The sequence below is a fragment of the Rhizobium sp. BK112 genome (genome assembly GCF_014193215.1).
Classification (GTDB): domain Bacteria; phylum Pseudomonadota; class Alphaproteobacteria; order Rhizobiales; family Rhizobiaceae; genus Rhizobium; species Rhizobium anhuiense.
This window is the reverse complement of sequence record NZ_JACHYZ010000009.1, coordinates 180,864-195,107: the sequence shown is the minus strand read 5'-3', so window position 1 is coordinate 195,107 and position 14,244 is coordinate 180,864. Positions and strand designations below refer to the sequence as shown.

13 protein-coding genes are annotated in these 14,244 nt (G+C 61.2%); 5 read left to right on the top strand and 8 right to left on the bottom strand.

Annotation, left to right across the window (positions count from 1 at the left end):
• Positions 1-48: 48 nt before the first annotated feature.
• Positions 49-1,422, bottom strand: a complete 1,374-nt coding sequence (locus FHT75_RS23880) for a class II 3-deoxy-7-phosphoheptulonate synthase (protein WP_063475000.1) — start codon at positions 1,420-1,422, stop codon at positions 49-51.
• A gap of 218 nt (positions 1,423-1,640) precedes the next feature.
• On the opposite strand from FHT75_RS23880, the gene FHT75_RS23875 reads away from it, so the two are divergent.
• Positions 1,641-2,924 carry a pilus assembly protein TadG-related protein gene (locus FHT75_RS23875; protein WP_063475001.1) on the top strand — a complete coding sequence of 428 codons (1,284 nt, stop codon included), beginning with the start codon at positions 1,641-1,643 and terminating at the stop codon, positions 2,922-2,924.
• A 67-nt stretch (positions 2,925-2,991) separates the two neighbouring features.
• On the opposite strand, the gene gor is transcribed toward FHT75_RS23875, so the two are convergent.
• On the bottom strand, positions 2,992-4,380 hold the full coding sequence (gene gor, locus FHT75_RS23870) for a glutathione-disulfide reductase (protein WP_063475002.1): 1,389 nt from the start codon (positions 4,378-4,380) through the stop codon (positions 2,992-2,994).
• 248 nt (positions 4,381-4,628) lie between these two features.
• Here gor and FHT75_RS23865 point away from each other — a divergent pair, with 248 nt between their 5' ends.
• Entirely contained in the window at positions 4,629-4,847 is a 219-nt protein-coding gene (locus FHT75_RS23865; RefSeq protein ID WP_047611608.1) for a hypothetical protein, read from the top strand.
• Positions 4,848-4,881: 34 nt separating this feature from the next.
• Here FHT75_RS23865 and FHT75_RS23860 read toward each other — a convergent pair whose 3' ends face one another.
• The 3 genes from FHT75_RS23860 to rpiA form a co-directional block, all read right to left on the bottom strand.
• Positions 4,882-5,166, bottom strand: coding sequence for an acylphosphatase (locus tag FHT75_RS23860; RefSeq protein WP_028758549.1), 285 nt, complete (start codon positions 5,164-5,166; stop codon positions 4,882-4,884).
• 95 nt (positions 5,167-5,261) lie between these two features.
• Positions 5,262-5,825, bottom strand: a complete 564-nt coding sequence (locus tag FHT75_RS23855; RefSeq protein WP_028758548.1) for a DUF2059 domain-containing protein — start codon at positions 5,823-5,825, stop codon at positions 5,262-5,264.
• 15 nt (positions 5,826-5,840) lie between these two features.
• Entirely contained in the window at positions 5,841-6,539 is a 699-nt protein-coding gene (rpiA, locus tag FHT75_RS23850) for a ribose-5-phosphate isomerase RpiA (RefSeq protein WP_028758547.1), read from the bottom strand.
• Positions 6,540-6,785: 246 nt separating this feature from the next.
• On the opposite strand from rpiA, the gene FHT75_RS23845 reads away from it, so the two are divergent.
• A complete protein-coding gene (locus FHT75_RS23845) occupies positions 6,786-7,502 on the top strand; it encodes an HAD family hydrolase (protein WP_176707370.1) in 717 nt (238 codons plus the stop codon).
• Positions 7,503-7,645: 143 nt separating this feature from the next.
• Here the strand turns inward: FHT75_RS23845 and FHT75_RS23840 are convergent, their stop codons facing one another.
• Positions 7,646-9,556 carry a murein L,D-transpeptidase gene (locus FHT75_RS23840; protein WP_097622378.1) on the bottom strand — a complete coding sequence of 637 codons (1,911 nt, stop codon included), beginning with the start codon at positions 9,554-9,556 and terminating at the stop codon, positions 7,646-7,648.
• A gap of 73 nt (positions 9,557-9,629) precedes the next feature.
• Positions 9,630-9,896, bottom strand: a complete 267-nt coding sequence (locus FHT75_RS23835) for a hypothetical protein (protein WP_141677033.1) — start codon at positions 9,894-9,896, stop codon at positions 9,630-9,632.
• Between the two features lie 61 nt (positions 9,897-9,957).
• On the opposite strand from FHT75_RS23835, the gene fumC reads away from it, so the two are divergent.
• On the top strand, positions 9,958-11,349 hold the full coding sequence (gene fumC / locus FHT75_RS23830; RefSeq protein WP_097594339.1) for a class II fumarate hydratase: 1,392 nt from the start codon (positions 9,958-9,960) through the stop codon (positions 11,347-11,349).
• A 187-nt stretch (positions 11,350-11,536) separates the two neighbouring features.
• Here the strand turns inward: fumC and FHT75_RS23825 are convergent, their stop codons facing one another.
• Positions 11,537-12,364, bottom strand: a complete 828-nt coding sequence (locus FHT75_RS23825) for an Ig-like domain-containing protein (RefSeq protein ID WP_028758852.1) — start codon at positions 12,362-12,364, stop codon at positions 11,537-11,539.
• 246 nt (positions 12,365-12,610) lie between these two features.
• Between FHT75_RS23825 and FHT75_RS23820 the strand changes: the two genes are divergently transcribed.
• Positions 12,611-14,218 carry a fumarate hydratase gene (locus FHT75_RS23820; RefSeq protein ID WP_097622377.1) on the top strand — a complete coding sequence of 536 codons (1,608 nt, stop codon included), beginning with the start codon at positions 12,611-12,613 and terminating at the stop codon, positions 14,216-14,218.
• Positions 14,219-14,244 lie beyond the last annotated feature (26 nt).

Here is a 14,244-nt window from a genome sequence, read left to right as displayed (position 1 = left end):
AAAAGCCCGGCATCGGCCGGGCTTTTCTTGAAGCGTTTCGGGCTGATATCAGCCGTTGGCAACCAGGCGCTTCTCATCGCGGCCGCCCTTCATGCGCTCGGCAAGCAGGAAGGCGAGCTCGAGCGCCTGGTCGGAGTTGAGACGCGGGTCGCAATGGGTGTGGTAGCGATCCTGCAGATCATCGGCCGTGACGGCGCGGGCGCCGCCGGTGCACTCGGTCACGTCCTTGCCGGTCATCTCGACATGGATACCGCCGGGATGCGAGCCTTCGGCGCGGTGGATCTGGAAGAAGCTTTCGACTTCCGACAGGATCCGCTCGAAGGGCCGGGTCTTGTAGTTGTTGAGCGTGATCGTGTTGCCGTGCATCGGGTCGCAGGACCAGACGACCTTGCGACCTTCACGCTCGACGGCGCGGATAAGCTTCGGCAAGCTCTCGGCAACCTTTTCGTGGCCGAAGCGGCAAATCAGCGTCAGGCGCCCGGCTTCATTAGCCGGATTTAGAATATCGATCAGCTGTAACAGATCGTCGGCCTGCAGCGACGGACCGCATTTCAGACCGATCGGGTTCTTGATGCCGCGGCAATATTCGACATGCGCATGGTCGGCCTGGCGCGTGCGGTCACCGATCCAGATCATGTGGCCCGACGTTGCATACCAGTCGCCCGAGGTGGAATCGACGCGGGTCAACGCCTCCTCGTAACCGAGCAGCAGCGCCTCATGGCTGGTGAAGAAATCGGTTTCGCGCAGCGCCGGCTGGTTTTCCGAGGTGATGCCGATCGCCTTCATGAAATCCATGGTTTCGCTGATGCGGTCGGCAAGCTTGCGGTAGCGCTCGCCCTGCGGGCTGTCCTTGACGAAGCCGAGCATCCACTGATGCACGTTTTCGAGATTGGCGTAGCCGCCCATCGCGAAGGCGCGCAGAAGGTTCAGCGTCGCAGCCGACTGCCGGTAGGCCATGGCCTGGCGCTCCGGGTTCGGAATGCGCGACTCCTCGGTGAACTCGATGCCGTTGATGATGTCACCGCGATAGGCCGGCAAGGTTACGTCGCCCTGCTTCTCGACATTCGAGGAACGCGGCTTGGCGAACTGGCCGGCGATGCGGCCGACCTTTACGACCGGCAGCTGCGCGCCGAAGGTCAGCACGACAGCCATCTGCAGAAAGGCGCGGAAGAAGTCGCGGATATTGTCGGCGCCATGTTCGGCGAAGCTCTCGGCACAGTCGCCACCCTGCAGCAGGAAGCCGTTGCCTTCGGCGACATTGGCGAGATGCTTCTTCAGGCGGCGCGCCTCGCCGGCAAAGACGAGCGGCGGATAGCTGGCGAGCTGGGCCTCCGTTGCCGCCAAAGCGGCTGCGTCGGGATATTCGGGAACCTGCAGGATCGGTTTCTGCCGCCAGCCGCTCGGGGTCCAATTCTCTGCCATCTCACTCACCTCACTCACATCCATACCTTAGGATGCCCTCAATATGCGGCGGCTTATAGACCTTTAGGTCAGTCTTGCAAAGACCATTCGCCGACAGTTGTCGCCTCGCCGCCGCCGCCCGCCATTCTCCAGTTAAACCAGCATATACCATGTCGATTTCCCCATATTTTAGACTTTCCATGTAGAACCGGTGAGAGTTTCAACATCGGGGTAATGGCATGGCGATCCTTCCGTCCGGTTTCATATCGGACCGCTCGGGCAATTTCGGCATCATGACGGCGCTGCTGGCGGTGCCGCTCTTCGGTGCTGCCGGCATGGCGGTTGATTTCGCCCACGCGCTCAGCCTGAGGACACAGCTTTTCGCCGCCGCCGACGCCGCCGCCGTCGGTTCGATCGCCGAAAAATCCGGCGCGGTCGCCGCCGCCATGACGATGAGCGGCAACGGCACGATCTCGCTCGGCAAGGACGATGCCCGCAACATCTTCATGTCCCAGATGTCCGGGGAGCTGACCGACGTTCACGTCGATCTCGGCATCGACGTCACCAAGACCGCCAACAAGCTGAATTCGAAGGTTTCCTTCAGCGCGACCGTGCCCACCACCTTCATGCGCATCCTCGGTCGGGACTCGATCACGATCTCGGGCGCCGCGACGGCGGAATATCAAACCGCCGCTTTCATGGATTTCTACATCCTGCTCGACAACACGCCGTCCATGGGCGTCGGCGCCACCGCGACCGATGTTTCCAAGCTGCAGGCTAAAACAGGCTGCGCCTTCGCCTGCCATCAGATGGACCAGAGCACCAACAACTACACCATCGCCAAGAGCCTCGGCGTCGCCATGCGCATCGACGTCGTGCGCCAGGCAACCCAGGCGCTGACCGATACGGCCAAGACCGAACGCGTCAGCAGCGACCAATTCCGCATGGGCGTCTATACATTCGGCACCAAGGCTGAGGACGCCAAGCTGACGACGATCTCCAGCCCAACCTCCGATCTGACGAAGGTGAAGAATTACACCGACGCCGTCGACCTGATGACCATTCCTTACCAGAACTACAACCAGGACCAGCTCACCAGCTTCGACAGCGCCCTGACGCAGATGAATACCATCATCGATCCGGCCGGTGACGGCACGTCGAATATCAGCCCTGAAAAGATCCTCTTCTTCGTTTCCGATGGCGTCGGCGACAGCTACAAGCCGTCGACATGCACCAAGAAGACCACCGGCGGCCGCTGTCAGGAACCGATCGACACCTCCTTCTGCAAACCGCTGAAGGATCGCGGCGTCAAGATCGCCGTGCTCTACACCACCTATTTGCCGCTGCCGACCAACGACTGGTACAACAAATGGATCAGTCCCTTCCAGAGCGAGATTCCGACGAAGATGCAGGCATGTGCCTCGCCCGGCCTCTATTTCGAGGTGACGCCGACCCAAGGTATCGCCGACGCGATGAAAGCGCTCTTCCTCAAGGTCATCCGCGCTCCCCGCATCACCAGCTAATCCATGCCGCCCGGAAGTGAGCCGCGGCTCCGGGTCGACGACATGCAGGGCTAAAGCCCCTCGCGGCCTAAAGCCGCTTGCCGTCGTGGATCCGATAGCTCGGCGCATACATGGTGACGAGCTCTTCGGCGGCCGTCGGATGCAGAGCCATCGTCCGGTCGAAATCGTCCTTGGTGCAGCCAGCCTTCAGCGTGATGCCGAGCAACTGCGCCATTTCGCCGGCATCGTGGCCGAGGATATGGGCGCCGACGACCTTGCGGCTCGCCGCATCGACGATCAGCTTCATGATCATCCGCTCGGCCCGGCCGGACAGTGTGGCCTTCAGCGGCCGGAACTGCGCGCGATAGACTTCGAGTTCGCCATAACGTTTGCCCGCCTCCTCTTCCGAAAGACCGACGGTACCGATCTCCGGCTGTGAGAAGACGGCGGTCGGGATCAGCTCGTAGTCCGGCCGGGTCGGATTGTTCTTGTATTCGGTTTCGATGAAGCACATCGCCTCGTGGATCGCCACCGGCGTCAGCTGTACCCGATTGGTGACATCACCGAGCGCATAGATGTTTTCGACATTGGTGCGGGAATATTCATCGACGATAACGGCGCCGCGTTCGTCGACGGCGACACCGGCCGCCTCCAGACCGAGGCCTTCCGTATTCGGATCGCGCCCGAGCGCCAACATGACGACGCCGGCCTGCAGCGTGCCACTGTTCAGTGTCTCCAGAATGAGGCCGCCGTCCTCACCCTTCGAAACCTTCTGCAGCATGTCGTGGCAGAGGATACGGATGCCCTTGGCGACCATTGCCTCGTGCAGCCCGCGTCTCAGATCCTCGTCGAAGCGTGACAGGATCTCGGCACCGCGATAGATCAGCGTCGTCTCGACGCCAAGCCCATGGAAGATATTGGCGAATTCGACGGCGATATAGCCGCCGCCAGCGATCACGATCGATTTCGGCAGTTCTTCGAGATGAAAGGCCTCGTTGGAGGAGATGCAGAGCTCGTGACCGGGAAGGGCCGCATGCGGGTTCGGCCGTCCGCCGGTGGCAACCACAATCGTCTTTGCGGTCACCGTCTGTCCAGTCTTCAGCAGCCGCACCGTATGGGCATCGACGAGTTCGGCGCGCGTTTCCAGGATCTCGGCATTGGCGCCGGCGAGCCCCTTCTTGTAGAGACCTTCCAACCGGGCGATTTCGACATCCTTGGCCGCCACCAGCTTCTTCCAGTCGAAGCTGCTCTCGCCGACCGTCCAGCCGAAGCCCGCCGCATCCTCGAAATGCTCGTGGAACTGCGAGGCATAGACGAAAAGCTTCTTCGGCACGCAGCCGCGGATGACGCAGGTGCCGCCATAGCGGTATTCCTCGGCGATCGCCACTTTCTTGCCGAGCGAGGCAGCGACACGCGCGCCGCGCACGCCTCCGGAACCGCCGCCGATGACGAAAAGGTCGTAGTCGTAGGAAGACATGAGGAGCTCCGGGAGGGAATCGCAGGAAGGATGTTCCTGATATAGGGGCGATCGTCACGAAAACAAAAGCCCGCTCCTGCGTCATCCCGTTCCCATCGCCGAATCTTCGCGGCAAATGGTCAATCCGGTCACCGTTACGGTTGATCCCGTCACCGTTTGCGGTTGACCCGGCCACGGTTTACGGTTGACCCGGCCGCCTCGGGCTGGCAGGCAATCCACGGGATATAGAAAGCATGCCGGAGCAAAAGATGGATCAGACTCTCTTCGCCAACCTGTGCAAGGCCGGCAAATTCAAGGAAGCGCTCGGGCTCGCCACCCAGGGCCACGAGAATGAGAAATTTACGCCAAGCCGGTTCGCGATGGACAAGAAAACAGGGCTGCCGATCTTCTATCGCGGCAACAAGCGCGTGGAACCGGATGAAACGGGTGTGTGGCAACTGGCAAAGAACTCGGATGCTTGGGGCTGAGCGGCCAGGGAGTATTCTTCAGATATCGCCGTTGTCAGCGGGTGATCCGGAAATCCGCCAGCGTCGTCTCGAGTTTAGCTGCTTCCGTTTCGACGCCTGAAACCGACGCTCCCGCGGGTCCCCGCCTGAGACGTTCGATCATTGTCGCGATGGCGATATCCGGTCCCGCGATCAACGCGACGACGGTCCCGTCCTGTTCATTGCGTACCCAGCCGGTCAGACCGAGGAGCACCGCCTCATCGCGCGTCCACATGCGAAAACCGACACCCTGGACCTTGCCGGATATCCGCACTCGGACAGCCTTGTCATGATCGGACATCTGCAGTCACCTGAAACCTCGCCGGCGGCATTTGCCGCATCATAGCAAAAAAGCCCGGACGATGCCGGGCTTTCGCAAGTTTGGTGGGACAGGCTTTACTGCTGGGCTGCCGGTGCGGGAGCCGGAGCGGCCGGGCTGTCGGTTGCCGGCGGCGGCGCCTTGATGACCTTGGAAAGCTCGGCGTTGCTCTGCTTTTCCAGATCGCGGGAAATGCCCTGCGCCCAGATGTCGGCAGCCTTCGCCGTCTCGCGCGAGGCGACAGGGCCGTCGCGCAGCAGCTTCTTGCCGACGTCGGAATTATAGAAATCGGCGATCGCCTTCAGCTCGTCGACGGTAAAGGTCTTGGCATAGGTGAGTGCTGCTTCCTTCTCCAGATCGCCACGGCGCGGCGCCAGCTTTAGCGCCTGCGCGTCGACCGTCGAGGAAATAACGTCCTGGTAGTTCGGCGAATCCTGGATCAGCCCGGCCTTCAGGCGCTCGGCGAGACCAGGCAGGATGTTGTCGAACTGGGCAGTGGCGCCGATGGCGTCGATCGCGGCGCGAGACGCCTTCAGCTGCTCCTCGGAGACCTCCTGCGCCTTGACGGCAGAGCCGAAGGCAAGCCCGGAAAGAACGACGGTCGCAGCGGCGAAACGGCCAAGACCTGCAATGTTCATCATGAGTATATGCTCCTGTTATCTGTTTGCCTGCAGTGTGCGCACACCCGCAGGACCGGCAATGATCGCAAGTGCCGCCATATTGATAAAGAGCCCGTGTTCAACGACGCCGGGTATGGAATTCAGCTCGCTCGAAAGCGCCTCTGCATCAGGAATGCGGCCAAAAGATGCATCGATGATGTGATGGCCGCCATCGGTGGTAAACTCTCCGTCACCGGACTGGCGCAGATTAAGTTCACCAGAAAGACCAAGCCGGGCCGCGACCTTCTCAATTGCGATCCGCGTCGAGACGAGCCCAAACGGATTGACCTCGATCGGCAGCGCGAAGGCGCCGAGCGTCTCGACCAGCTTGCTCTCGTCGGCAATGACGATCATTCGCTCGGAGGCGGCCGCGACGATCTTTTCACGCAGCAGCGCGCCGCCGCCGCCCTTGATCAGTCTCAGCCCCGCATCGACCTCGTCGGCGCCATCGATCGTCAGGTCGAGTGCCGGCAGTTCGTCAAGCGACTTCAGCGGTACGCCGAGTTCGACGCAAAGCCGCGCGGTCCTTTCCGACGTCGGAACGCCTTCGACTTTGAAGCCGCCAGCGACCTTCTCTGCCAGCAGCCGAACGAATTCCTCCGCCGTGCTGCCGGTGCCGATCCCGAGACGCATCCCGCTTTCGACATGAGCGAGTGCGGCCTCGGCGGCCTTGATCTTCATTTCGCGGGCATCCATGCGCCGCCAGCTCCGATTATTGCGTTGGATGTGCTGTTTACACGGCTCGCCTGGCAAACGAAAGTCAAAATCATCACGGAAAATGAAAAGCCGAAACAGATGCCTGCGGCCCTCCCGACCATTGCTGGACGTTGCTTTCCGCCGCGCGATCGCCTACCCCAGGAACGAGCTGTCGTTCCCGGGGCGACCCCGTCGCTCCCCGGGACGATCCTTTGTATCTCAGGACGATCCATCCCTCAAAGAGACATGCCCTTGACCCCTGCCCCCACTCGCCCGGCGCTTGTCGTCTTCGATCTCGACGGCACACTTCTCGACACCCATGTGGATCTGGTCGAGAGTCTGAACCATACGATCGCAGCCCTCGACCTCGAACCCGTCAGCTATGACGATCTCACCCACCTCGTCGGTCAGGGCGCGCGCGTGATGATCGAGCGCGCCTGCCGGCTGCGCGGCCATCCGCTTGAAAGCGATGTTCTGCCGCCGCTGGTCGAGCGCTTCGTCGCCCATTATGCCGGCAACATGCCCGGCCGTACCCAGCCCTATCCCGGCCTGGTCGCCGCCATGGACCGGCTCAAATCACAGGGTTACCGACTCGCCGTCTGCACCAACAAGATGGAAAGCCTGGCGCTCGGTCTGCTCGACAAGCTTGAGCTCACCCGATATTTCGACGCCATCACCGGCGGCGACACCTTCGAATACCGTAAACCCGACGCCCGCCACCTCACCGGCACCATCGACCGCGCCGGCGGCGACATCGCCCGCGCCGTGATGATCGGCGATAGCGTCAACGACATCGCCGTCGCCGGAAACGCTGGCGTTCCGTCGATTGCCGTGCCGTTCGGTTATTCCGACGTGCCGGTGAACACGCTGGGACCGGACCACATCATCACCCATTTCGATGAGCTGACGACGGAACTGGTCGAGATGCTGATCCGCGATTTCGCGGCGAAGGTTGCGGTCTGAGGCGATCGCTCGCCTCCGCCATTCCTCCAGAGGGGAGTGCAACACGGCACGCCCTCTCTACTTTGACTTTGTTTCCGTGCTCACCGCCAAAACAAAACGGGCGGCCCGAAGACCGCCCGCCAAAATACCTATAGAAACCTAGGTCAAATCTGCGCCCCACGCGCCTTGGTCGTCGCGTCGAAGGCCTTGTCGACATAGGCGTCGCGGCCGTAGACGTCGTCAAAATATTCCACCACACCGTCCTTGTTCGGCCAGGCGGTGAAGTAGGAGACGTAGACCGGGATCCTCTGCGGCACGCGCACAGCATGGTTCTGCCCACTGGCGATCTGCTTGGCGACGTCGTCAACCGTCGTGCCGAGCACGGCGGCCGCCATCGCACGCGGATTGGCAAGGCGCACGCAACCGTGGCTGAGAGCCCGCATATCGCGCTTGAAGAAGCTCTTCGACGGCGTGTCGTGCATGTAGATCGCGTGGCTGTTCGGGAACAGGATCTTCAGTTCGCCGAGCGCATTGTCGCTGCTCGGCGGCTGGCGCACCGAGACGTTGTCGGTCGAGCCGTACCAGTCGACGCTGGATGAGGCGACGGCATGGCCGTTCACCTCGACCTCGTAGCCGAGCTGGTCGAGATAGTTCGGGTCCGAGCGCAGCTTCGGCAGCATCTCATTGATGATGATCGATTGCGGCACGCCCCAGAACGGGTTGAACTCCACCGTCTCGATCTCGTCATCGAAGAAATAGGTCTGGTTGTTCTTGCCGCCGACCACCACGCGCATCGACAGCTGTTCCTTGCCGTCATTGTGGTAGTAGGCCATGTAGGCCGGCTGGTTGATCATGACGTAGCGGGAACCGAGATCCTCCGGCAGCCAGCGCGCCTGCTCCATGGCGACGACCAGCTTGTCGATCTTCGAGGCATTGGTGTCGCCGCCGGTCATGGCGCGCACCGTCGCCTGGCCGATGACGCCATCGGCCTTCAAGCCGCGCTCCTTCTGGAAATCCTCGACCAGCGCAACGATGTCAGGCGAATAGTCGATGCCGCCTGCGTAAGCAGCAAGCGTTGCCGCGTGATCCGTCCTGAGCGTCTCGGAACCGTGCTTGCCGATCGCCTTGACGATATTGGCGATCTCGGGCGAGCTGTCGCCGGGTCTCAGCAGCTTGTCGAGCGAAACGACGATCTGTTCCTCGTTGCCGCCGTCAGCGGCGCGAAGCTTTGCAAGCTCCGTCTTCAACGCCTGGAACTGCGGACTGTCGGGAGAGCGGTTGCCGATATAGGCACCGACATCGGGGCTCATGCGGGCAAGCTTCAGCACCGGCGTCAGGTTAACGACCTTGCGCTGGAAGTCGTGATAGCCGGAGATCTTGTTCGGATCGATGCGGCCGCGCTCCGTGTCCTGCACGAAGGCAAGGACCTTGGCGGAGAGTTCTAGCTCGAACTGCGTCAGCGCCCGGTCGCGGAAGGCGGGATCGGGATTGGCCGGGTCGATCGCCGGCGTCTGGACGGCGTAGTCGGCAGGGTCGAGACCGACGGAGGCCGCATCGGCAAGTGCCGTCATCGCCGCCTTCGCGCGGTCGTTGATCTGGTTGCCTTCGACCCAGACGAGCGGATTGCGGCTGTCGCCATAATAGGCTTCGAGCGCTTTTGCGACGTCGGCATTGGCGCGCACCTTGGCCTGCGCCAGGAAACGCCGCTGCACCGCAGGTTCGGCGCCGGCATCGCCGCTTGCCGAAACATCGGCGACCGCGCCGGTGACGACGGGATCGGCGAACTTGCCGGTATCGACGAGCTGCAGCGTCTCGGTTTTATAAGTATAATAACGCGGACCGCTCACCTTCGGCAGCGGCGCTTCCGGGTCGAGCCCGCCGAGCGAGCCCCCGACGGCGCCGCGCGGCACCGGTCGGCCGGGCGCCTGATCCATGAAGATGGTGCTCTGGCTCCGCTGCCTGTCGCCGCGCAGCATGTCCATCAGTGTGTAAGCATGCGCGGGTGCGGCACTCATCACTGCTATGCCGCAGGAAATTGCCAATGCGGATGCCGCGCTTTTCAAAACGAACGTCATATATCTTCCAGTCCCGGTCATGCTGTTCTCAGATCAAATCCCGCGAAACTCAAGCAGCGTAGGGCCTCATTGATCAGAAACCGGCCTGCGCCGCCAGCGCCGGCGGACTCAATTTTGTGTGACGGAGGTCCTGCACGGCGCCGTGCAGCAGTTCACACAAAATTATGAAATTATTAGTTAATTTTTTACCGAATTTTCGGCCACAGACCAGTGGGGCAAAAACGCCCGGACGCATAAAATTTCCGAAGTGGCCTAAAAGGCACGCCGAAAAGCCCGCGCAAACATGACTGTCATCTTCAATATTTCGCACGGCATCCGGTTTTCTTGTCGGACTTTCCAACCTATAAGACCTCATCTTTCGAAGATGCCCGAAAACAGCATGTAAAGGGAAGGCAAGGCCGATGACCGCAACCCGCACCGAAACCGATACTTTTGGCCCGATCGAGGTCGCCGCCGACCGATATTGGGGCGCCCAGGCCGAGCGTTCGCTCGGCAATTTCAAGATCGGCTGGGAAAAGCAGCCGCTGTCGATCGTGCGGGCACTCGGCATCGTCAAGCAGGCGGCCGCCCGCGCCAACATGTCGCTCGGCCAGCTCGATCCTGCCCTCGGCCAAGCCATTGTCGATGCCGCCCAGGAAGTGATCGACGGCAAGCTCGACGAGCATTTTCCGCTGGTGGTCTGGCAGACCGGTTCGGGCACGCAGTCCAATATGAATGCCAATGAAGTGATCTCCAATCGCGCAATAGAAATGCTTGGCGGCGTCATGGGTTCCAAGAAGCCGGTGCATCCGAACGATCACGTCAATATGAGCCAGTCGTCGAACGACACCTATCCGACGGCGATGCACATTGCCTGCGCCGAACGGATTGCGCACCAGCTGCTACCCTCCCTCAAGCACCTTCATGCCGCCCTCGACATGAAGGTCACCGAATTCAGCCACATCATCAAGATCGGACGCACCCACACCCAGGACGCGACGCCGCTGACGCTCGGCCAGGAGTTTTCGGGTTACGCCGCCCAGGTCGGCTCCGCCATCAAGCGCATCGAAATGACCCTGCCCGGCCTCTGCGAACTGGCCCAGGGCGGTACTGCCGTTGGTACCGGCCTCAACGCGCCGGTGGGTTTTGCCGAAAAGGTCGCCGAAGAGATCGCCGCCATCACAGGCATGCCCTTCGTCACCGCGCCGAACAAATTCGAGGCGCTCGCCTCGCATGACAGCATGGTCTTTTCCCATGGCGCCATCAATGCGGCGGCTGCCGCTCTCTTCAAGATCGCCAACGACATCCGCCTGCTCGGTTCCGGCCCGCGCGCCGGCCTTGGCGAGCTGGCACTGCCGGAAAACGAGCCCGGTTCCTCGATCATGCCCGGCAAGGTCAATCCGACCCAGTGCGAGGCGCTGACCCAGGTCTGCATTCATATCTTCGGCAACAACGCGGCGCTGACCTTCGCCGACAGCCAGGGCCATTTCGAGCTCAACGTCTACAATCCGATGATGGCCTATAATTTCCTGCAGTCGGTGCAATTGCTCGCCGACGCCGCCGTCTCCTTCACCGACAATTGTGTCGTCGGCATCGAGGCGCGCGAGGACAATATCAAGGCCGGCCTCGAACGCTCGCTGATGCTGGTGACCGCACTCGCCCCGAAGATCGGCTACGACGCGGCGGCCAAGATCGCCAAGACGGCGCACAAGAACGGCACGACGCTGAAGGAAGAGGCACTTGCGAGCGGCTTGGTGACATCGGAGGAGTATGACGCGATCGTGCGGCCGGAAACGATGATTGGGCCGAAGTAGGACGGTTGAGAAGGCCTGTCCGCTCCCCTCACTCATTCCCTTCCTCGGGCTTTGCCCGAGCGATGTCACAAGAATTGAGTGAGGATGAGTGGAGCGCCCTCCGAAATCTCCTGCCAAAGCGGATGAAAACCCCACTTTCGCATGCCTGCCCTGCCGGGGGAGCAACTCACGGCAAACCTGGGAAACGTCAAACCAACAGCGAAAAATTGTCCATCACGACAGAATTGCCCATGAAGTCGAACCGGATTTCTTCGATGTCTTCGAGATTGACCTCGAGATTGGGGCCGGTGACCTCAAGTTCCTGCTGATAGACGATCAAGCCGTCGTTCAGCGCGGTGAGCGTCAGGTGAAAGGGCGATGCCGACAATTCGGCGATGGAAACGCTCTGAAAGGTGAACTCACCGCCATCGAGCATTTTCAAGACGACGGGCGCCGAACCCGGGGCTAGAACGGTGTCGCTGAAACCATCCTCGGTGATGGCGTCGACGCCCGGGATGGTATCATAGACATAACCGTTCAGAAGCGTCAGTTCATGACTGCCGTTCACAGAGAGCGCAAAGCCCCGATAGTCAGGGAGGAAGAAATTATCTGCCCTTGATGTGACGCCCATATCGTCGAAATCGAGGACTTCGTGATATTTGTCCTCTTCATTGACGCCGTCGATCGCGAGCGTCAGAACCCCGACATCCGTGCCGCCTGCGCCATCGGAGATCTTGTAGCGGATTTCTTCGATCAGTTGTTCGTGCGCCCGCAGGTTCTTCACCACGTCGAGCGTAAAATCCAGCTCGTACTCGAAATGGCCGTCCGGCCGCACGGTGAAGGTTCCATAGTCCCCTCTTATGATGGTTTCCTGGGCGAGCCCATGTTTCGCGTCGACGCGCACACCGTCGAAAAAGCGAAGATAAAGCGTCGATCCCTCGGGATCGCTGTCATTGGGGAGCAAGTCACCTCGGATCCAGTCGTGCTCGAAGAAAATGCGGAGGTCGTCGTTAGCAGTTGGCTTTGCATTCGTCATCGGAAGCTCCAGCAAGTTAACGCGGCCGGGAATATGGACTGGCTGCGAACCGAAGGCAACTTTGAGTCGTCTTTAACGGAAGCTCGTGCCTTTTTCGCTATTTCACCTCGTTACGCGCCGGCAGCGAAAACATATGCGACCATGGCCTCGACCGGCGGGACTGCGACCGTATCCCGATTGCATTTGCGCTGCAGCGGATTTAGACCGGTTCCAATTTAGCGACGCCCTACCAGAAAGGTCACTTCGATGGCTGACGATCTCTTCCCGCTCGGCAAGGATGCCACCCCCTACCGCAAGATCAGCGGCGACCATGTCTCGGTCGATACGTTCAAGGGCCAGGAGATTCTGACCGTCGAGCCGGAAGGCATCCGCCTGCTGGCCGAAACCGCCTTTGCAGATATCAACCACCTGCTGCGCCCCGGCCACCTGAAGCAGCTCGCCGCGATTCTCGATGACCCGGAAGCGACGGACAATGATCGTTTCGTCGCCTACGATCTGCTGAAGAACGCCAATATCGCCGCCGGCGGCGTGCTGCCTATGTGCCAGGATACCGGCACGGCGATCATTATGGGCAAGAAGGGCCGCAGGGTCTGGACCGAGGGCGAGGATAGTGCAGCGTTGGCCCGCGGTGTCATGGATGCCTACGAGAAGAAGAACCTGCGATATTCGCAGCTCGCGCCCATCAAGATGTTCGAGGAGAAGAATACCAGGAATAACCTCCCGGCCCAGATCGACATTTATGAGGAAGGCACCGACGCCTATGAATTCCTCTTTGTCGCCAAGGGCGGCGGCTCGGCCAACAAGACCTTTCTCTACCAAGGCACGCCCTCGCTGCTGACGCATGACCGGATGATCGACTTCCTTAAGGAGAAGATCCTGACGTTAGGGACGGCAGCCTGTCCCCCCTACCATCTGGCGATCGTCATCGGCGGCACGTCGGCCGAGATGAACCTGAAAACCGTCAAGCTCGCCTCTACACGCTATCTCGACGCGCTGCCAACCGAAGGTTCCGAGAGCGGCCATGCCTTCCGCGACATCGAGATGGAGAAGGAAATCCATAAGCTGACGCAGCAGATGGGCGTCGGCGCCCAGTTCGGCGGCAAGTATTTCTGTCACGACGTGCGTGTCATCCGCCTGCCCCGCCACGGCGCGTCGCTGCCGATCGGGCTCGGTGTCTCCTGTTCCGCCGACCGCCAGGCCAAGGGTCGCATCACCCGCGACGGCATCTTCATCGAGCAGCTGGAAAGCGATCCGTCGAAATACATGCCCGAGATCGACGAGGCGAAACTGTCGGAATCGACGGTGCGCATCGATCTCAACCGGCCGATGGCCGAGGTGCTTGCCGAACTCTCCCGGCATCCCGTCAAGACGCGCCTGTCCTTGACCGGCACCATCATCGTTGCCCGCGATCTTGCCCATGCCAAGATCCGCGAACGGCTGGAAAAGGGCGAAGGCATGCCCGATTACCTGAAGAACCACCCCGTCTATTATGCCGGCCCGGCCAAGACGCCTGCCGGCTACGCCTCCGGCTCCTTCGGCCCGACGACGGCCGGCCGGATGGACAGTTACGTCGACCAGTTCCAGTCCTTCGGCGGCTCGATGGTGATGCTCGCCAAGGGCAACCGGTCGCGCGCCGTGCGCGAGGCCTGCAAGAAACACGGCGGATTCTACCTGGGTTCGATCGGCGGCCCCGCCGCCCGTCTTGCCCAGGACTGTATCCGCAAGGTCGAAGTCTTCGAATATCCCGAACTCGGCATGGAAGCGGTCTGGAAGATCGAAGTCGAAGACTTCCCCGCCTTCATCGTCATCGACGACAAGGGCAATGACTTTTTCCAGGAACTGAATTTGGGCTGACCGGGCGGGCTGCGTTGCAGCCTGCT